The 20,121-nt window shown below is 48.2% G+C and carries 18 protein-coding genes; 7 read left to right on the top strand and 11 right to left on the bottom strand.

Going from position 1 to position 20,121, the window contains the following annotated elements; all coding sequences use genetic code 11:
- The 8 genes from AC3G3F_RS17040 to spiC are packed head-to-tail and all read right to left on the bottom strand — an operon-like array spanning nucleotide 1 to nucleotide 6,236.
- Entirely contained in the window at nucleotides 1-1,458 is a 1,458-nt protein-coding gene (locus AC3G3F_RS17040) for a type III secretion system translocon protein (protein ID WP_488395388.1), read from the bottom strand.
- A 2-nt stretch (nucleotides 1,459-1,460) separates the two neighbouring features.
- Nucleotides 1,461-1,934, bottom strand: a complete 474-nt coding sequence (gene sscA / locus AC3G3F_RS17045) for a CesD/SycD/LcrH family type III secretion system chaperone SscA (protein WP_488395390.1) — start codon at nucleotides 1,932-1,934, stop codon at nucleotides 1,461-1,463.
- Nucleotides 1,931-2,521 (bottom strand): SPI-2 type III secretion system translocon protein SseB, encoded by a 591-nt coding sequence (sseB, locus tag AC3G3F_RS17050; protein ID WP_023248072.1) that lies wholly within the window; start codon nucleotides 2,519-2,521, stop codon nucleotides 1,931-1,933. Before sseB ends, sscA begins: the two co-directional genes overlap by 4 nt.
- Before the next feature lie 6 nt (nucleotides 2,522-2,527).
- A complete protein-coding gene (sseA, locus tag AC3G3F_RS17055) occupies nucleotides 2,528-2,854 on the bottom strand; it encodes a type III secretion system chaperone SseA (protein ID WP_023248071.1) in 327 nt (108 codons plus the stop codon).
- Between the two features lie 34 nt (nucleotides 2,855-2,888).
- Nucleotides 2,889-3,140, bottom strand: coding sequence for a type III secretion system chaperone SsaE (ssaE, locus tag AC3G3F_RS17060; RefSeq protein ID WP_023248070.1), 252 nt, complete (start codon nucleotides 3,138-3,140; stop codon nucleotides 2,889-2,891).
- A gap of 7 nt (nucleotides 3,141-3,147) precedes the next feature.
- On the bottom strand, nucleotides 3,148-4,359 hold the full coding sequence (gene sctD, locus AC3G3F_RS17065; RefSeq protein ID WP_023248069.1) for a type III secretion system inner membrane ring subunit SctD: 1,212 nt from the start codon (nucleotides 4,357-4,359) through the stop codon (nucleotides 3,148-3,150).
- Nucleotides 4,340-5,833, bottom strand: coding sequence for an EscC/YscC/HrcC family type III secretion system outer membrane ring protein (locus tag AC3G3F_RS17070; RefSeq protein WP_023248068.1), 1,494 nt, complete (start codon nucleotides 5,831-5,833; stop codon nucleotides 4,340-4,342). Before AC3G3F_RS17070 ends, sctD begins: the two co-directional genes overlap by 20 nt.
- 1 nt (nucleotide 5,834) lies before the next feature.
- Nucleotides 5,835-6,236, bottom strand: a complete 402-nt coding sequence (gene spiC / locus AC3G3F_RS17075; RefSeq protein WP_053508089.1) for an SPI-2 type III secretion system protein SpiC — start codon at nucleotides 6,234-6,236, stop codon at nucleotides 5,835-5,837.
- Between the two features lie 399 nt (nucleotides 6,237-6,635).
- Here spiC and AC3G3F_RS17080 point away from each other — a divergent pair, with 399 nt between their 5' ends.
- From AC3G3F_RS17080 to mlrB, 4 genes are all read left to right on the top strand, one after another.
- Nucleotides 6,636-9,386 carry a two component system sensor kinase gene (locus tag AC3G3F_RS17080; RefSeq protein WP_053529785.1) on the top strand — a complete coding sequence of 917 codons (2,751 nt, stop codon included), beginning with the start codon at nucleotides 6,636-6,638 and terminating at the stop codon, nucleotides 9,384-9,386.
- 43 nt (nucleotides 9,387-9,429) lie between these two features.
- On the top strand, nucleotides 9,430-10,068 hold the full coding sequence (locus tag AC3G3F_RS17085) for a two component system response regulator (RefSeq protein WP_023248065.1): 639 nt from the start codon (nucleotides 9,430-9,432) through the stop codon (nucleotides 10,066-10,068).
- Nucleotides 10,069-10,247: 179 nt separating this feature from the next.
- Nucleotides 10,248-10,976 (top strand): MerR family transcriptional regulator, encoded by a 729-nt coding sequence (locus AC3G3F_RS17090; protein WP_023248064.1) that lies wholly within the window; start codon nucleotides 10,248-10,250, stop codon nucleotides 10,974-10,976.
- A 174-nt stretch (nucleotides 10,977-11,150) separates the two neighbouring features.
- The gene (mlrB, locus tag AC3G3F_RS17095; RefSeq protein ID WP_023248063.1) at nucleotides 11,151-12,110 is read left to right on the top strand and encodes a transcriptional regulator MlrB; all 960 of its coding nucleotides are present in this window, start codon (nucleotides 11,151-11,153) and stop codon (nucleotides 12,108-12,110) included.
- 122 nt (nucleotides 12,111-12,232) lie between these two features.
- Here mlrB and fumD read toward each other — a convergent pair whose 3' ends face one another.
- The 3 genes from fumD to ttrS all read right to left on the bottom strand — a co-directional run bounded on the left by fumD (nucleotide 12,233) and on the right by ttrS (nucleotide 14,916).
- The gene (fumD, locus tag AC3G3F_RS17100; RefSeq protein ID WP_023248062.1) at nucleotides 12,233-12,445 is read right to left on the bottom strand and encodes a fumarate hydratase FumD; all 213 of its coding nucleotides are present in this window, start codon (nucleotides 12,443-12,445) and stop codon (nucleotides 12,233-12,235) included.
- A 97-nt stretch (nucleotides 12,446-12,542) separates the two neighbouring features.
- The gene (ttrR, locus tag AC3G3F_RS17105) at nucleotides 12,543-13,163 is read right to left on the bottom strand and encodes a tetrathionate respiration response regulator TtrR (protein WP_023248061.1); all 621 of its coding nucleotides are present in this window, start codon (nucleotides 13,161-13,163) and stop codon (nucleotides 12,543-12,545) included.
- Nucleotides 13,138-14,916, bottom strand: a complete 1,779-nt coding sequence (gene ttrS, locus AC3G3F_RS17110) for a tetrathionate respiration histidine kinase TtrS (protein WP_077950775.1) — start codon at nucleotides 14,914-14,916, stop codon at nucleotides 13,138-13,140. Before ttrS ends, ttrR begins: the two co-directional genes overlap by 26 nt.
- Before the next feature lie 181 nt (nucleotides 14,917-15,097).
- On the opposite strand from ttrS, the gene ttrB reads away from it, so the two are divergent.
- Genes ttrB through ttrA form a run of 3 tightly spaced genes read left to right on the top strand, consistent with a single transcriptional unit; the run spans nucleotide 15,098 to nucleotide 19,910 of the window.
- Nucleotides 15,098-15,832 (top strand): tetrathionate reductase subunit TtrB, encoded by a 735-nt coding sequence (gene ttrB / locus AC3G3F_RS17115; protein ID WP_488395395.1) that lies wholly within the window; start codon nucleotides 15,098-15,100, stop codon nucleotides 15,830-15,832.
- Nucleotides 15,833-16,855, top strand: a complete 1,023-nt coding sequence (ttrC, locus tag AC3G3F_RS17120; RefSeq protein ID WP_023248058.1) for a tetrathionate reductase subunit TtrC — start codon at nucleotides 15,833-15,835, stop codon at nucleotides 16,853-16,855.
- Nucleotides 16,848-19,910, top strand: a complete 3,063-nt coding sequence (ttrA, locus tag AC3G3F_RS17125) for a tetrathionate reductase subunit TtrA (protein ID WP_063390395.1) — start codon at nucleotides 16,848-16,850, stop codon at nucleotides 19,908-19,910. Before ttrC ends, ttrA begins: the two co-directional genes overlap by 8 nt.
- Nucleotides 19,911-20,121: the final 211 nt, after the last annotated feature.

Consider the following 20,121-nt stretch of genomic DNA (forward strand, 5'->3'; position numbering starts at 1 on the left):
TTAAGCGCGCCAGCCAGCCATTTTCGACTGAACGCTACCATAATTATCAATGGTATCTAATGCATCTTTAAGCGCTATGCCGCTATCTTTATAAAGCGCCTGTAAGCGTTTTTGTTCCATCTTTTTTTGGCCTTCCATTTGTTCTATTATGAAATCCAGAAACCATTGCTGAGCCATTAATTGCTCTATTTTTTTTTCGAGCTTCGCTTTTTCTACTTTAACCACGCCTGTATTTATCTGATTACCTCCCTCGGTTACACATCTGATAGCCTGTAAGCCTTTAAATGAACAATCCCTCAGTAATGCATTCATAATTTTTTTAAACATATTGAAGAGGACCTTATTACGAAAACTTTTTGACAGAAAGTTTTCCCCTTCTTGCGCACATTTTTCCATGGCTTCTTTTGCCGCTTCTTTCGCCATGGCTTTCACCCCTGCTTTGGTAAAGCTTTTTCCTGCGCTTCGCGTCATATTTTGTTCTACGTCATGAGAAAACTCGGCAGACTCCTGTGCCATCTCATCCGTCATCACCATTTCACGTTCCAGCGGCTCAAATTGTTGGGAAAATTTTTCGCTCACCGCGTCGCTAAACTCTTCAGCCAACGCCTCCATTTCTGCTTCGCCTGCACCTACCATACGTTCAGCGATTTCTTTGCCGAAACCGGAGTCAAGCACTTTTGCAGCGGCGCCAGTCAAGCCTCTCGTCGCCATAAAAGCACGGCCAATCTGGAAAACATCCAGTGCCAGCGCGACAGTTTCACAGCCAAACTGAATTTTACTTGTAACGTCAATAATCGCCTGACAGGTATCGTGGTCAGCACCGAACATCATTGCTGTTTCGGCTCCGGCTTTAATCATTCCTGCACAACCTGCGGCCATATAGGCTACACCGCTAGCCATTTCTGCGGGATTACCGGACAGAAAACCTTCCACCACTTTTAAGGCGCCAAGCACGGTTTCAAATATGCCGGTAATCCAGTCAAAAATAGCGCCAAAAATGCCCGCTTTACGTGCTTTATCCTCCTGCTCTATCGCTTTCTGGATCTGCTCCTGATACTCCTTCACCTGCTTATCACGTACTGTATTTTGCACCTCAGTTGCTCGATCAAGCTGTTGGCATAACGATTGAGCGCTACTACCGAAGACGCTAATTATTAATGTCGTCATCATCATTGATAAAACCGTGGGATTCATCTGCATAAAGTCAGGCAATGATGATGGGCTATTATGATCTCCGGGGACGGCATTAAGCAGTTGCTTCAACGCGTTGTTTGCCTCTGGAAGGCTAATTTTCCCTGCTGCCTCACACGCTACTCTGGCATTGTCACAAGTAAAATCTACACGCGGCTGGCGTTTTCCCAGCGATCCCGAGGAAACACAACTGACATTGCTTAAATGATGATGTAATAAGGCGTTTACTCCCGCGGCGCTATCGCCATTACTGTGGATTCGATTCATTCTTAGCTCCTGTCAGAAAGTTGCTGTAACATCTTTTCTGCACGCAGTCGGAGGATTTGATGTTCACTGGCCTCGCCGCAAATACGCACCACGGCCCTTAACGCTTTCCTTGCATAACGAACGTTATCACACGCGAGATAGCATTCCGCTGCGGCCCAGGGCGCCTGCGGCGCATCCAGCTTAATCTGTGCCGCGCGTCCATAGACGTATATCGCTTCTCCCCAGAGTTTTTGAGCCTGGCAGCATTCCCCTAACCGAAACCAGTAGTCAAATGACCAGGCATCATATATCGTCAGCAATTGAAAAAGTCGCGCTGCGCCGGCGAACTCGTTTACATCCATAAGCTGCATGGCATAGCGATACAGAGTATTAAGCGGCTGTGTCACATCCTCATCTAACAACATACGCAGCGAGCCGCCACGCCGGAAAAATCGTATCGTGTCATAGGCTTGCTGTAAGGTCGGCTCTTTTTTCATGAATACGTTTTCTGCGCTATCATACTGGAAATCTCCCCCCACTTACTGATAAGCCCCGTCAGTTGGGTAAGGACAGCATTAAGCTGCTGAGACATTTTTTGAATTGTTAACTGTCCCTGACTCATAAGATCGGTATTCCGGTTGGCGTCATTATCCAGAGCCGCTTTGACTGCCTGCAGGCCGCCTTTATCCAGTTTCCCCTTAACACCATATTTAGCTATATATTGATCAATGGTCATACCATTAACGAGAATACCATTGTCACGCATGTATTTAATTACATCCTCAGGCACCTCCTCTGTGGTTTTGGCATCTCCTTTGGCTGCTTCAGCAATAACCGCATCCATTTCATTTGACTTTTCCTGGGTATTTCTGGCACGTTCAGCGTTCTTCTGGATCTGTATAAACTTATCGTTTGCGATAGCCTGAATAACCATAAGGAGAATAAGTAAAACACCATACCCTTCGGCAAAAGGATTTTGCTGGGATAAGTCATCCTGACTCCCGGTATCTGTATTGCTGACGCCAAAATCATTATTAAATACAATAGGGTTATGATTTCCCCAAAAGACATTTCCTGAAGACATTGGGCTTTACCTTTTTGTTTTGCCTGGCGGTATCTCCACCAGGGATTGAGTATTAAGTTGTTGCAGCCGTGCTTCAAGTTGTTTAAACAAAGTTACTATTTTCTTTAAGTCTCTCTCGGCCTCCTGGTTAACCCCGGTCACGCCTTGTGGAAATAACTTATCAAGGATAGGATCTGTCTCACTGTTTTTTTTGGGATACTGCGCCCTTTCAGAAAGCTGTTGACTCACCTTAGCCCTGATTTGATTAAATTTTTTAAGATAGTGATTTAGCTGCATAAAACTTTGCTCTAAATCGCGATATTCACTAAAAGCAGCCTTTTTCTTTATCATCATTATCCTCCTATATAACGATAGAGAAATTAACGTGCTAACTAAGCGTTTTTTCACTTCCTCCCACAAGCGCACAGTTATGGTAACGATAATAAATGGTGTTGATGATATTTTCAGCCTGATCGATTGCTTCAATCAATAAGGTGTTTTGCTGATATTGCTGCGGGTCCTGTATCTTACTGTTGTTCTCTTCTAATTGCCGCCGGGCAGCCCTTAATTGTAAAATTATTCCTTTGGCCTCTTCACGCGAATGAAGCAGCAAGTCTTCTAACTGAGTCAGAGTTGTCATATTTCACTCACTTAAAATCTAATGGATAGTTAATCAAAGTATCATCATTTTTAATCGTTACCACATCGGCACTCAGATGGACAATTTCTCCCCCATCGGGTAACAGCGCCCCTACGCGTAAACGCTCCTTATTGGTTAGTAATAAATAATCACCATGACGGCTCTGCACAAAGCCAGCTACTGGTGCGGGCAGATATTTTCCTCCATCATGAGAAGGCGCAATATCCTGATAGATTAAAGAAAGAGCAGGGTCCTTTTTCTTTAATGCTGCCAGCATTTCTTGCAGAATACGTTGATGAGATTCATCCAGTACGCCACTGATAACAAAAGAGCACCGTATTGGCGTAACATTAACAAGGCCCACTAAACCGTTCTCTATTATCGCAGCAATAATATCATTCCCCTGAGATTGATGAGAATAACTAATCTTCCAGTGCAACAGCCCGGGGATATCTGCAAGTAACGGTTGAACCTTACGCCATCGCTGATCCATCCGTATATCATCATGAATTAACACACTACCAGGCCCTTCGCTGGATACTTCAGCATGGGGGTAATCCATTTTTATCAAAATATCCTGCACTTCTCGTATCAATAAGTCATCACAGATTACACTATCCCGGTACATAACCCCCCATGATTCGAGCGTCGCTCTCACCTTTTGCATCTGTTCGTTTGACGAGCAATAACCTGACAATTGCAGGCTTCCATCTTCTTTCCATTGTGCCCGGACATAATGAATGTTGCTTTTATCTAATAAAAGCTTAACCCGCAAAGGTAAATCATTTACCGTTTCAGGCTGACCACCAATACTTGACAAGGCCCCCATTCCACCGATGAAAATCAAGAATACGCCAGCCAACCACCAATGCCGTAATCTGGAAATCGGTATTTGGTAACTGGCAAGATCACAATCCGATTTACCAAACGCCATAGCAATCCCCGCAACCTGCAAAACCCCACTGGACGGTAGCGGCTTATTTTGATTGAATCTGCGTCCATTAACTCTAACCCTGGCTTTCCCTGCATCAACAAACAAACTCTCTTCCTGTTCTCTCAGTACAATCTTTCCATTTATAGTAAGCGGAATACAAATATCACACCCCTTCTCCCCCAGTGACAGGCGTCCTTCATTCAGCCATACTTCCCGGCCTTGTAAAAGGCGATCTAAAAAACGTATTTTCCAGGAACTCGTCGGATTAGCCATGAGATATGCCATTATTTACTACTGAAGCTTTAATTAAAAAAAGCCTGATTACACTATGTACTTGAGTCGTATCATTGCGAAACAAATGCCCTAAGACAGGAATATCGCCTAATAAAGGAATTTTATTTTGCGAACGGATTTGCTTACCTTGTTTAAATCCTCCCAGCAATAGACTTTGTCCGGCCAATAATGTGGCTTGCGAAGCAATTTCAGAATTTTGCACCTCGGGTAGCGGATTTGTTTCGCTTTGTGTATCACTTTGTTGACCATCCTGAATATTGAGATTCAGCATTATTTTTTGCATGCCATTATCGTTTAATAACCGAGGCGTAACGCGCAGCAAAGAACCCGTCGTGATGGATTCAAGCTTAGCCACTTTTTCCCCCTGTAGTTTAGTATAGAAAGTAATATTCTTATCCAGTACAGCCTGGATATTATTTAAAGTAACGACAGATGGTTGGGAAAGTACATAAGCCTGAGAACTTTTTTCCAGTGCATTCAAACGCACCATAAAGTTTGAAGTATCGCTGATTACCGTTGAAAAACCGCTAGTACCACCGTCATTCAGACCCGAATTGAAAGCAATCTTCTTCCCACCCAGCGACACTGCCGTCCCCCAGTCGATTCCTAACTGGTTAATATCTCCAGCATTAACATCAATAATTTTCACAGAAATCTCTATCATCTGTTGGCGTTGATCTAATTCTGTGATGAGTTTCCGATACCCCGCCATATTGGCCGCATAATCACGAACGATCACTGCATTTTGTCGTGGATCGGCAGCAAACATAGGTAATGCCTGTGTCGCGGGTGAACCATCACTCGGAGATGCCGCCGGTACGCCAGATTTACTCATCTCACGTAATACACTCACAACGCCAGGGACCACGACAGCTTGATCTCGATATTGGTATTGAGTATCCATCGCAGTAGCATACTTAAGTGTGTATATATTCACACTTACCGCACTATCTTTTCGTTTGACTAACGCATTATCCAGTACTGAAGCTAATTGAGTAATGCGAGTCAGACAACTGGGAACACCGCTCACCTCCACTGCGCTAGTACCGGCAATTTCTTTAACCACGCATCCCGGTGATGAAAGGACATTCTGGCTACGTAAGTAATGAATGAACCGTCCAGTAGGTAAGATATTGAAAGTGATAACCTGATGTTTTAATAATGATGTGGGATATACATATAGCATATTGCCATCAAACCAGGTAAGTAGATCATATTGTGTTGCCAGGTTATTCAGAATATCCACTGGCGGTTCTGGAGAAATCTTCCCACTAAATGTGGCTGTTATTGATGGACTAATAGTAATAGCTGTATCATAGTTCTCTGAAAGAAGATGTAAAACCTCTGCTAATGGCATTTGTCTGGCATAGAGGGTAAAGTCATTACCTTTCCATGATAGCTCATCACTCTTTGCCGTACTGAGTATAAATAGTAACATTAAGATTAAGCTTCTATTTGCTATCATTTTATAGCCCACCCGAATAAAGTTTATGACGATTGCGTATTACATTTTTTAAAACACAAGTTAAAGCCAAATGTTTTTCTATCTCGATAGCAATAAGCTCAGCGTCACTACTTGTGGTATAATAACCGTTTAACCATCCTCCATCCGTTGTGAGCTGTATAGCATAATCATGGATGTCTGGGTGTGCTGCAAGCAGTAGTGTCACATAGGCAAGACAAGGCTTAGGTAAGCTTTCCAGGTCATTTAAGAACAAAGAAATAGAAAACGCTTCTGAGAAGAGTTCTCCCCTGGCAGGATGTCCATCAATAGTCATTATCCAGAATCGACTATTACCTTCAGTCTTAATATCCCGGATCAATGGAATGCCTTTTAAAACAGCCAGCATGAACCCCTCCTCATACATAAAAAAGAGTTTCTATCAAATTCGCTCACAACCACATCCGTAAAAAGCCTGATTCACATTTATTTCAACGATACTCTTCTTATACAATATCAGGATATTGTCTACATATACATTGTTCGGCGCACTCCTATCACTCAGATTTCCCTATAGATTCACAATTATATTTTTGCCACTGACACGACTTATTACAATTAGAAAAATTATTTATCAAATAAACTGTTACGATGTTTTTGCGCTACCTCGTATTAGAAAGTAATTGTAGTCATCGAGTGGATTATATATGAAGAAATTTATCTACCTAATGATAACACACTCGATTAATCTTCTATTGAAACTATATGTACTGCGATAGTGATCAAGTGCCAAAGATTTTGCAACTGGCAACTTAAGGAAAGCATTATGAATTTGCTGAATCTCAAGAATACGCTGCAAACATCTTTAGTAACCAGGTTAACCTTTTTATTTTCATTAACAATAATAACTATTTGGATGCTATCTGTATTTTCAGCGGCTTATATATCAATGGTTCAGAAACGACAGCATATAATAGATGACTTATCCATTATCTCCAGAATGAATATTGTACTAATCAATCAACGTTTTGAAGAAGCTGAGCGTGACGCCAAAAAATTAATGTATCAATGCTTATTAGCTACTATTAATCGCCATAGCGATACCTTCCCTGGGCTTAGTCGGCACCTGTCTGTCGATTCCCCAAATTGCACACCGACGCTAAACCGGGATAAGCATCGTGTCTTTCTTCCATCCTATAATATCGATAAAAGAAGTTATCATTACGATAGCTTTATTCTTAACCATAAAAATGAAATCCCATTATTACCGGCTGATAACTCTCCAGGATACTCTACTCTACAGCTTATGAGACTAATACGTTTTCCTTTATACCCAACCCATGCAGACTTCTACTGGAGTAAGCCAGAATACATAAACGGCATAGGATGGAGTGTTTCCGTTGCGTTTTCCGCTCAGCAGGGAGTATTTTTTGGAATGACTATTGAGCTTCATGATCTCATGTCTAATAGCCATCCACAATTAGATGATAGTATTCAAGTATGGATAGATCAGAATAACCACTTATTACCGTTTTCATACACATCTAAAAAAATACGTACACTGTTAGAACATGTAACGCTGCATGACGGATGGCAACAGATTCCCGGTTTTCTAATATTACGCACGCCCCTGCATGGCCCCAGATGGAGCCAGGTTATTCTATACCCATACGATAATTTATTTAGCCGCATCTTAAAAACTATCCTTCAACAAATCCCCTTTACGTTAACAGAGTTGGTGTTGATGACGTCGGCTTTTTGTTGGTTACTTCATCGCTCACTGGCCAAACCGTTATGGCATTTTGTCGATGTCATCAATAAAACTGCAACTGAGCCGCTAAGCACACGTTTGCCAGAAGAAAGACAGGATGAATTAGGCAGTATTGCCTGCGCTTTTAACCAACTACTTGATACCCTACAAGTACAATACGACAATCTGGAAAGCAAAATCGTAGAACGCACCCAGGCTCTAAATAAGGCAAAAAAACAAGCCGAACAAGCAAGCAAACGTAAAAGTATTCATCTTACGGTAATAAGTCATGAGTTACGTACCCCAATGAATGGCGTACTCGGTGCGATTGAATTATTACAAACCACCCCTTTAAACATAAAACAGCAAGGATTAGCAGATACAGCCAGGTACTGTACATTGTCTTTGCTAACTATTATTAATAATCTGCTGGATTTTTCACGCATCGAGTCTGGTCATTTCACATTGCATATGGAAGAAACGGCGTTACTACCGTTACTGGACCAGACAATGCAAACCATCCAGGGACCAGCGCAAAGCAAGAAGTTATCATTACGTACCTTTGTCGGCCAACACGTCCCGCTTTATTTCCATACCGATGGTATCCGTTTACGTCAAATTCTGGTTAATTTACTCGGAAACGCAGTGAAATTTACCGAAACCGGAGGGATACGTCTAACGGTTAAGCGTCATGCGGAACAATTAATATTTCTGGTTAGCGATAGTGGTAAAGGGATTGAAATGCAACAGCAATCTCAAATCTTTACTGCTTTTTATCAAGCGGACACAAATTCGCAAGGTACGGGCATTGGACTAACTATTGCTTCAAGCCTGGCTAAACTGATGGGCGGTAAACTAAAACTAAAGAGTATTCCCGGAGTTGGAACCTGTGTATCGCTAGTATTATCCTTACAAAAATACCAGCCGCCGCAACCAATAAAAGGGACATTGCCAGCCCCTATCAGCCTACATCGTCAACTTGCTTGCTGGGGGATACGCGGTGAACTACCCCACCAGCAAAATGCGCTTTTCAATGCAGAACTTCTGTATTTTCCTGGAAAACTCTACAATCTGGCACAACAGTTAATATTGTGTATACCGAATACACCAAACATAAATATTTTGGTACAACCCTGGCAGTTGCAAATTCTTCTGGTTGATGATGCCGATATTAATCGGGATATCATCGGCAAAATGCTTGTCAGTCTGGGCCAAAATGTCACCATTGCAGCCAGTAGTAACGAGGCTCTGGCTTTATCGCAACAGCAGCGATTCGATTTAGTACTGATGGATATTAGAATGCCAGAAATAGATGGCATTGAGTGTGTACAATTATGGCATGATAACCCGGCTAATTTAGATCCTTATTGCATGATTGTGGCGCTATCAGCTAGCGTAGCGTCAGAAGATATTAGTCGTTGTAAAAAAAATGGGATACATCATTACATTACAAAACCTGTGACCCTGGCTACCCTGGCTCGCTATATCAGTCTCGCTGCAGAATACCAGCTTTTACGAAATATCGAATTGCAGGAGCAAGATCCGAACCGCTGTTCAGCGCTACTGGCGACAGATGATATAGTCATTAATAGCAAGGTTTTCCAGTCACTGGATCTCTTGTTAGCTGATATTGAGAATGCTGTGTCTACTGGAAAAAAAATCGATCAGTTACTTCACACATTAAAAGGCTGTTTAGGTCAAGCAGGGCAGACTGAATTGGCATCCTATGTAGCAGACATTGAGAATCGCGTAAATATGGGGAAAATCATCACTATAGAGGAACTAACCGACTTACGTCAGAAAGTACGTATGATCTTCAAAAACTAAACCATCACTTAATGTTTATCTTAATTTTCGCGGAGGCAGCAAAATGAAAGAGTATAAAATCTTATTAGTGGACGATCATGAAATCATCGTTAACGGTATTATAAATGCCTTATTACCCTGGCCTCATTTTAAAATTGTAGAACATGTTAAAAATGGTCTTGAGGTTTATAATGCTTGTTGTGCATATGAGCCTGACATACTTATCCTTGATCTTAGCTTACCGGGAATCAATGGTCTGGATATCATTCCCCAATTACACCAGCGTTGGCCAGCAATGAATATTCTGGTTTACACTGCATATCAACAAGAGCATATGACCATTAAAACGTTGGCCGCAGGTGCTAATGGTTATGTTTTAAAAAGCAGTAGCCAGCAGGTTCTGTTAGCGGCGTTACAAACGGTAGCAGTAAACAAGCGTTACCTTGATCCGACGTTGAATCGGGAAGCTATCCTGGCTGAATTAAACGCTGACACCACCAGTCATCAACTACTCACTTTACGCGAGCGACAGGTTCTGAAACTTATTGACGAGGGGTATACCAATCAAGGGATCAGCGAAAAGTTACATATCAGTATAAAAACCGTCGAAACGCATCGAATGAATATGATGAGAAAGCTACAAGTTCATAAAGTGACAGAATTACTTAACTGCGCCCGAAGAATGAATTTAATAGAGAATTAGCCAGGGGTATCCTATGGTATTGAGCATTTTGTCATATTTTGATGAGCCTTACGCCATTCAGTATTGCTCATCATCTACAGAAGCCATGCGGATGCCCTACTATGCCACACAATTTATCACTACCTTAATCTCCGGTTAGTCGTGATATAGTAAAATCCCTTTATTTAATGGGCTTCATCATGTCGTATTCTATCGGCGAATTTGCCAGACTATGCGGTATCAATGCCACTACGCTCAGGGCATGGCAGCGACGCTATGGTTTGTTGAAACCGCAGCGTACTGACGGCGGACATCGCTTGTACAGCGATGACGATGTTCGACAAGCGCTTAGTATCCTCGACTGGATGAGAAAAGGCGTGCCGATAAGCCAGGTCAAACCTTTGCTGTCGCGTCCAATCATTCGCCTGGGCGATAACTGGATAACGATCCAGGAAACGATGCTTCAACATCTCCACGAAGGGCGAATTGACGCGCTACGGCAGTTGATTTATGACTGCGGCCGCGAATATCCCCGAGCGGAACTGGTGACCTACTTATTACGTCCGTTGCGCAGCAAAGTGTCAGCGCATCTTCCCGCCGTGATGACGCTGCGCGAAGTACTGGATGGCATCATTATTTCTTACACCTCTTTTTGTCTTGAAGGCGATAGAAAAGCGCCAGGCTACAATGCATTTATTAGCGGCTGGCATCTCTCAGATCAGTGCGAAATCTGGCTGGAAGCGTTGACACGTACCGGACAAGGGTTGCGGATCGATGTTCTTCCTTCCCCACCAGCCGTACTGGCGCCCGAACTTTTCGCCCAGAGAAAATGGTTTCTGGTGACTACCGGAAAGCTCACTGCCGGGCAGAAAAAGCAGCTTGCCCAATGGCGCAACGTTGTCGTTTCGCTTGAGGTTATCACGCTATAAGCCCTTAAATGCACTTTCCACCTTCATTCTATCTCATTGATATTCCAATACATAAAAAATAATCCTCACGAAAACTTAGACAAAAAAACAAAATTGTGTAAGTTTTAAATCAATGCAAGATAACATCTTGCGCCATTCGGCGTCAGTCGTCGTGCTTTCAATGAGGGGGAAATCATGAATAATAAACCCGTAGTCGGCATTAGCGGATGTCTGACTGGCGCCGCGGTACGCTTTGATGGCGGACATAAACGTATGGATTTCCTCATGAACTCTCTGGCGCCGTGGGTGACCTACAAACCGATCTGTCCGGAGGTTGCGATCGGCCTGCCCGTTCCTCGCCCTGCGCTGCGTCTTATCCAGATGACCTGCGGCGACATTCGGATGCGCTATAGTCATGTCCCGCACGATGACGTCACCGATCGGATGAACGCCTTTGCCGATCGGTTTTTACCAACGATGGGCGAACTGACGGGGTTTATTGTGTGTGCAAAATCGCCCAGTTGCGGAATGGAGCGCGTTCGCCTGTATGATGAAAAGGGTAATCGGGGCCGCAAAACTGGTACCGGACTGTTTACCGCCGCAATAATGGCCAAATATCCCTGGCTGCCGGTAGAAGAAGATGGTCGTCTGCACGATCCGGTATTACGCGAAAATTTCATCGCACGCATCTTCGCGCTACATGAATTAAATGCGCTACGCGCGCAGGGCCTGAGTCGTCACAGTTTGCTCGCATTTCATAGCCGATACAAACTACAGCTTCTCGCGCACCACCAGGCTGGCTACCGCGAAATTGGCCCTTTTGTTGCGCATCTGCATGAGTGGGACGATCTGGATGCCTTCTTTGTCTGCTACCGGGAAAAACTAATGGCTATCTTGCGCCATCCCGCTTCACGTAAAAATCACACCAATGTGCTGATGCATATCCAGGGCTATTTTCACCGCGCGCTGAACAGCAGGCAACGCGTGGAATTGCGCGAGGTGATTCTCGGCTATCGCGCGGGCCAGCTACCGATCCTCGCGCCGTTAACGCTACTGAAGCACTACCTGGCGGAACATCCGGATGACTATCTGCGCACGCAGAATTATTTTGAGCCGTACCCTGGTACGTTAGGGTTGCGTTTAGCCATCACCTGATAACCCTACGCATCGCTAACGGCGGGCAAATAGCCCGCCGTGATGACAATATCGCGAATGCTCAAAGGCGATACTACTATCATTTCGTTATTGCCAACAGGCCGTTTCCACCATGATACTGGCTATGACCCCGCCAGAGCGTTAATCACCGCTTCCATAGCCTGTTTTTCTAACGCGCTACGTTGGATACGTTGATTCGCCAGCGCGGTTCGTAACATACCCGCAATAACTATATGCTTCGGCTCCTGCCCCAGATCGCGCATTTCCAGCACGACTTTGCCCACCACTCTGCACATCTCGCGGTACAGTTCGTCATCTTTTGTCGGTTTTGCCATACGTTTTACTCGTCGCCAGCTCAAACCAACAGAATATAACAGTCTTCGCTATTAAACAAAATTTGATGCAAATCAAAGAAATGACGCAGTTTATTATTCATGAATCATACGTTGTTCGTATTCTGGTCTCTGGCGAGGCCAGTTTTTCGAAACGCCTAATCAGTTCCGCCAGGCTACCGGCCTGCATTTTTTCCATTACTCTGGCGCGGTGCACCTCTACGGTACGCACCGCGATATTCATCGCTTCCGCAATTTCACGGTTCATAAATCCTTTTGCCACCAGGCTGGCCAGTTCACGCTCTTTCGGCGTCAATTGCTGGTAACAAAGCATAATCTCACGACGCACCACCGCTGCCGATGAAACCGTCAGCGCACGCTCCAACGCCGCCTGTAGCGGTTTTACCGATACCGGTTTTTGCAGAAAATCGACAGCGCCGCGTTTCATCTGCTCCACGGCCATCGGTACATCGCCATGTCCAGTAAGAAAAACAACCGCCAGGGTACTTCCGCACTGGCGCAACGCATCATGAACGCCCTGTCCATCCAGGACCGGCATTCGCATATCCAGTAATACTACACCGGTCTGATAGAGACTGGCCTGCGCCAAAAAATCCGCCCCCTGCCTCCAGCATTTTACGTCATATCCCAGACTTTCCAGTAAAAACGCGCACGCGTTAGTAACCGCCGTATCATCATCCAATAGATGAATTATCGCCATCCCTGCCTCCATTTTCATGTAAGAAATGTATCGTGACTACCGTTCCCGCCAGGCCGTCCGGTGCGGTCTGGTTCCTGATGCTGATATCGCCACGACCATACCGCACCAGCCGCTGGCAAATCGCCAGCCCTAAGCCCATCCCCTCTTTGCGAGTGGTCATAAACGGCTGAAAAGCCTGACGTAATAGCGCCTGATCGATTCCCCCGGCGTTATCCTGTAAAACAATGCTGACGCCATTTTCAGTGCGTTCAGCCACGACCCATAAATGGGTGGCGCCTGCCTGAGCCGCATTAAGAATGATATTCGCCAGCACCTGTTCCAGCAGCACTGACGGCAGCGTTACGCGCAGCGCGGCGCTAACCTCGGTATGCAGAGTCACTGACGGAAACTGCTGCGCCATACGCAACAGTTGCCAGACGTGATCAATCGCCTCGCGAATGGCTATCACCTTCCACTCTTCGGTCAGCACCGGGTTGCCCTGCGCCTGGCTGACCCAGTGACGCAGGTTACGCAAAGTGTCCGCACCGCGTTGCGCCTGCTGGTCAATTTGTTCCAGCGCCGGCAGCAAGGGATGCTGTTCATCTGCAACGCGCAACCGAATCAGGCACCCCTGGGCGTAATGTCGAATCGCGGAAAGCGGTTGATTAAGTTCATGGGCAAATCCGGAGGTCATTTCACCTAACACGCTCATTTGCCGGGCGGTCTCCAGCGCCCGCTCATGCTGATGGAGTACCACGCTATTACGTTCCAGTTGTTTTCCGCGTCGACGCACCAGCAGCATGACCCAAATATAATTGAGCGTGAGCAACAGAAATGCCAGCGTCATGCCGCCAACCATCAACTGATGTTGAATTAACCAACTTTTGACATCCAGCCACAGTCGACGCTGCTGAGGGTGCTGACGAACATCACGCAGCAACGCTTCCACCTGACTGGTTGACGCAGGCGCGCCCCAGTGAAATGACGCGGCGGCGGGCGCGTTGAATAGCGCCCGCGTTACGCGATCCGCCAGCGCATCACTTACCGCGGGTAGCGCCGCGAACGACCAGTCAGGATATAACGGCGTACTGGTTAAACAAGGAAGGGTCGTCGGTCGGGAAAGCAGCGCGATAAAATCCTTTTTATTAATCAATCCTTCCTGATCCATATTTTCTAATAGGCACACCGGCACAATTGCCACCTGCACCGCTTTTTCGCGCAGCATATAGACTAAGGCATCGCCAGGAAACCCGGTAAAACGGAGATGGAAATCGCGCTCCGGGCGTAAGCCCACGTCGCTGAGCGCTTTATAGCCTAATAAATAACCGCCAAATGCCTGAGCATCAATCGCGCCGACTGTCTTACCGATCAGATCGTGCGCCGTGGTGATCCCGCTATCGCGCCGGGTAAGGATCACGCTACCAATGACATTGCCAATCGTTTTCCCATCGCGCGTAGAGCGCAGGGAAGCCAACCAGCGGAGCGGCGCATGGCTGTTCAGTTGGACAAATTGCGCCGGGTTGGTTATCACAAACTGCACGGTTCCCCGGTTAACGGCCTCCTGCATTTGATGCAGATCCAGCGGCTGGATGTGAAAGGTTTCGCCGGGAAGCTGTTGATTTAATGTCTTTGCCAACGGCTGCCAGTGGCTGCGCGTAGACGCCTCGCCGCGCATGGCCAAAATACCGATGTTCCACGTCCCTGCCCATGCGCCATGACAAATTAGCCCTACTGCCGCCAACACCGCCAGGCGACTTACGGTTTTACCTCTCACCCCAATATCCCTGTCAATTATGTTGTTTTAGATCAACAACAAGCCGGGTATGTGGTTAACCACAATAGAGCTCTCCCCGTCTCGATTTTTACACTGTAAATCATCGACATTCTTTATTCATTACACATGAACCAACATCGTGACAAATGTTTCATTGTTGGCAATGTGGACGGGAGTCAATATGGACAGCAGTAAACGGCAATTTCTCCAGCAACTTGGCGTCCTGACCGCTGGCGCCTCACTGGTTCCGCTGGCTGAAGCGAAATTTCCTTTTTCGCCGGAGCGACATGAAGGCTCTCCCCAACACCGCTACGCCATGCTTATCGACCTGCGACGCTGTATCGGCTGCCAGTCCTGTACCGTAAGTTGCACTATTGAAAATCAAACGCCGCAGGGCGCGTTTCGTACGACAGTGAACCAATACCAGGTCCAGCGTGAAGGCAGCCAGGAGGTCACGAATGTGCTATTACCGCGTCTGTGCAACCATTGCGATAACCCTCCCTGTGTGCCGGTCTGCCCGGTACAAGCCACCTTTCAGCGGGAAGACGGCATTGTGGTGGTGGATAACAAACGCTGCGTCGGCTGCGCCTACTGTGTACAAGCGTGTCCTTACGACGCCCGATTTATCAATCATGAAACGCAAACTGCCGATAAATGCACGTTTTGCGTCCATCGTCTGGAAGCCGGGCTGCTACCCGCTTGCGTAGAGTCCTGCGTCGGCGGCGCGCGTATTATTGGCGATATCAAAGATCCCCATAGCCGCATCGCCACCATGCTTCATCAACATCGCGACGCTATCAAGGTATTAAAGCCGGAAAACGGCACGTCGCCCCATGTTTTCTACCTGGGTCTGGACAACGCCTTTGTCACCCCCTTAATGGGCCGTGCGCAGCCCGCGCTTTGGCAGGAGGTTTGAATGACGCATTCACTCATCATTGAAGAAGTGCTGGCTCACCCGCAGGACATTAGCTGGCTACCGTGGGCAGTACAATATTTCTTTTTTATTGGCATTGCCGCCTGCGCCGCACTGTTTGCCTGTTATCTTCACTGGCGGAAAAAAGACGCCGCGACAGAAGAAAATCGGGCATTACTGATTGCCATTACCTGTGCGATTACCGCACCGCTGGCGCTGACGGCGGATCTGCACCAGACCGCGCGCGTCTGGCATTTCTATGCCTGGCCGACCCCCTGGTCGTGGATGCCCTGGGGAGCATTATTCCTGCCGCTGTTTACCGGATTTCTCGCCCTGTGGTTCCTGGCGCAGCAGATGAAACGATTATTGAATAAAAGTTACAACGTCACTAAATGGTTGGCGTTAGCCAGCGCGCTTTGCGCGGTGGGTCTGCTGATTTATACCGGCCGCGAAGTCTCCGTTGTGCTGGCGCGCCCGATCTGGTTTAGCTACGCCTTCCCCGTGGCGATGTTTCTTAGCGCCTTACAGGCATTCTTCGCCCTGATGATTGTCGCCGCCCGACGCGACTCGGTAAGGCTGCCAAAAATACTGTGGGGACAAATCTGGACGCTGGCGGCGCTGGGGCTGCTTGTGGCCATGTGGGTCAGCGGCGATACCCTTTCCGGCACGGCAATCCGTCAGTGGATTACCGTCGCCCTGTCAGCCAAATATTACGCTGTCGGCTGGATAGCGCTGTGGGTATTAACACTGCTGTTCTGTAGCCTGGCGCTACGTCATCCCTTATCGCAGCTAAGACGCGTCCTGCTGGTTCTGAGTGCACTGGCGTTATGTTGGCTGATGCGCTGGACATTGTTGATTCAGGTACAAACCGTACCCAAGTTCAACGCGCAATTTAACCCTTACTCGTTACCAGGCGGAACGGATGGCTGGCTGGCTATTCTCGGCACCTTCGGCCTGTGGATCGCGCTACTGATTATTATTCGTGAAACGCTGAACGGACTCACCAGGAGATTACAACATGGCTAATTTAACCCGTCGTCAGTGGCTAAAAGTCGGTCTCGCCGTCGGTGGGATGGTCACTTTTGGTTTGAGCTACCGTGATGTGGCGAAACGCGCAATTGATGGCCTGTTAAACGGGACGTCCGGCAAGGTAACGCGCGACCGCATCTTTGGCAATGCGTTAATTCCGGAGGCGCAGGCGCAAACGCACTGGCAGCAAAACCCACAACAAACCATCGCCATGACGCAATGCTTCGGCTGTTGGACACAGTGCGGTATCCGCGCCCGGGTTGATGCAGATGGCAAAGTGATTCGCATCGCCGGCAATCCATATCACCCCTTGTCGCAGGAACACCCGATTGATCCGTCCGTCCCTTTTAGCAAAGCCATGGAGCAACTGGCGGGAGAAAGCGGTCTTGACGCCCGCTCAACCGCCTGCGCGCGCGGCGCCACGCTGCTGGAAAGCCTGTACAGTCCGCTACGACTGCTTGAACCAATGAAACGCGTGGGTAAACGCGGCGAAGGGAAATGGCAGCGCATCAGCTTTGAGCAGCTTATTGAAGAAGTTGTGGAAGGCGGCGATCTGTTTGGCGAAGGTCATGTGGACGGACTGCGCGCTATTCATGCGCCGGATACGCCAATCGACGCAAAGCACCCCAGTTTCGGGCCAAAAACCAATCAGTTATTGGTCACGAATACCAGCGACGAAGGCCGCGATGCGTTTCTGCGTCGTTTTGCGCTAAATAGCTTCGGCAGCAAAAATTTCGGCGCGCATGGCGCCTACTGTGGACTGGCTTACCGGGCTGGCTCCGGGGCGCTGATGGGTGATCTGGATAAAAACCCGCATGTCAAACCCGACTGGGAAAACGTAGAGTTTGCGCTATTTATGGGCACCTCCCCGGCACAGTCCGGCAATCCATTTAAACGCCAGGCGCGCCAGTTGGCGAGCGCCCGGCTGCGTGAGAATTTTCAATACGTCGTGGTCGCCCCCGCGCTACCGTTATCAACTGTGCAGGCCGATCCTCGCGGTCGCTGGCAACCGGTCCTGCCCGGCAGCGATTCGGCGCTGGCAATGGGGATGATCCGCTGGATCATGGATAATCAACGTTATAATGCTGATTATCTGGCGATTCCCGGCGTACAGGCGATGCAGCAGGCCGGAGAGCAAAGTTGGACCAACGCCACGCACCTGGTCATTGCGGATGAACTTCCGACGCTTGCCGGACAACACCTGACGCTGCGGCATCTTACGCCCGATGGCGAAGAGACCCCCGTCGTGCTTAATACCGACGGCGAGTTGGTCGCTGCGTCCACCTGTCAACAGGCGCGGCTTTTCGTGACGCAGTACGTTACGCTCGCTGATGGCCAACGGGTCACGGTGAAGAGCGGGTTGCAACGCCTGAAAGAGGCGGCAGAAAAACTCTCGCTGGCGCAATACAGCGAACAGTGCGGCGTGCCGGAAGCGCAAATTATCGCGCTGGCGGAAACCTTTACCGGTCACGGACGTAAAGCCGCGGTCATCAGTCACGGCGGCATGATGGCCGGCAATGGGTTTTATAACGCCTGGTCGGTCATGATGCTTAACGCGCTGATCGGCAACCTCAGCCTGTCCGGCGGCGTCTTTGTCGGCGGTGGCAAATTCAACGGCGTAAGCGACGGCCCCCGCTACAACATGAACAGTTTTGCCGGAAAAGTGAAACCGTCCGGGTTAAGTATTGCCCGTAGCAAAACCGCTTATGAAACATCGGAAGAGTACCGCGACAAAATTGCCGCCGGGCAATCCCCTTATCCAGCCAAAGCGCCATGGTATCCCTTTGTGGCAGGCCAGCTTACCGAACTGTTGACCTCTGCGCTCGAAGGCTATCCTTATCCGCTTAAGGCCTGGATTTCCAATATGAGTAACCCGTTTTACGGTGTTCCCGGTCTACGCGCCGTCGCGGAAGAAAAACTAAAAGACCCTCGTCGACTGCCGCTCTTTATCGCGATTGACGCCTTTATGAATGAAACGACGGCGCTGGCGGACTACATTGTGCCGGATACGCATAATTTTGAGAGCTGGGGCTTTACGGCGCCCTGGGGCGGCGTAGCCAGTAAAGCCACTACCGCCCGCTGGCCGGTTGTCGCCCCCGCCACCCGCCGAACGGCGGACGGGCAACCTGTCTCAATGGAAGCATTTTGTATTGCGGTAGCAAAACGGCTCCGTCTGCCCGGCTTCGGCGACCGGGCGATAACCGATTCGCAGGGCAACGCTTTTCCACTGAACCGGGCGGAAGACTTCTATCTGCGCGTAGCCGCTAATATCGCCTTTATGGGCAAGACGCCAGTTGCGCCGGCAAATCAGGAAGATATTACGCTTACCGGCGTCACCCGCATTCTGCCAGCGATTCAGCACACGCTTAAACCTGATGAGGTCAGTCGCGTAGCGTTTATCTACTCCCGTGGTGGCCGGTTTGCGCCAGAGGGTAGCGGCTATACGGATCAACGATTGGGTAACGCCTGGGAAAAACCCTTACAGGTCTGGAATGCGGATGTCGCCGCCCATCGTCACGCCATCACCGGGGAGCGCTTCAGCGGTTGCCCGGTCTGGTATCCGGCACGTTTGTCGGATGGACGAGCGATTGACGACCAGTTTCCCGTTGGGCAGTGGCCGCTGAAACTGATTTCATTTAAATCCAATACCATGTCCAGCTCAACTGCCGTCATCCCGCGCTTACACCATGTGAAGCCAGCAAACCTGGTGGCGCTGAATCCACAAGACGGCGAGCGTTATGGACTGCAACATGGCGATCGGGTACGGATCATTACGCCGGGCGGTCAGGTCGTGGCGCAAATCAGTTTGTTAAATGGCGTGATGCCTGGCGTCATCGCCATCGAACACGGATATGGCCACCGCGAGATGGGCGCAGCGCAGCACTCTCTGGACGGCGCGCCCATGCCGTATGATCCGCAAATCAGGGCAGGCATAAACCTTAACGATCTGGGTTTTGCCGATCCGACAAGAACCGTCAACAATACGTGGCTCGACTGGGTTTCCGGCGCAGCGGTACGTCAGGGGCTGCCGGCAAAAATCGAGCGTATATAACCCCGGGGCCGGAGAGCGACATCGTTTATTTCATCGACTGATAAGCGAACGCTGTCCGGCTTCGTATACTCACTGAATCGTGCAAGCCCAACTATTTTAAGTTCATGCCGTCATATTACATAGAAAATATATGACAACACTCATAAAACTATTCCCCCCTTCTGTAAGCAATTAATATTTAACACATTGCCTGCGCTTCTGGTTATTTACA

The sequence above is a fragment of the Salmonella sp. FC25216 genome (genome assembly GCF_057751355.1).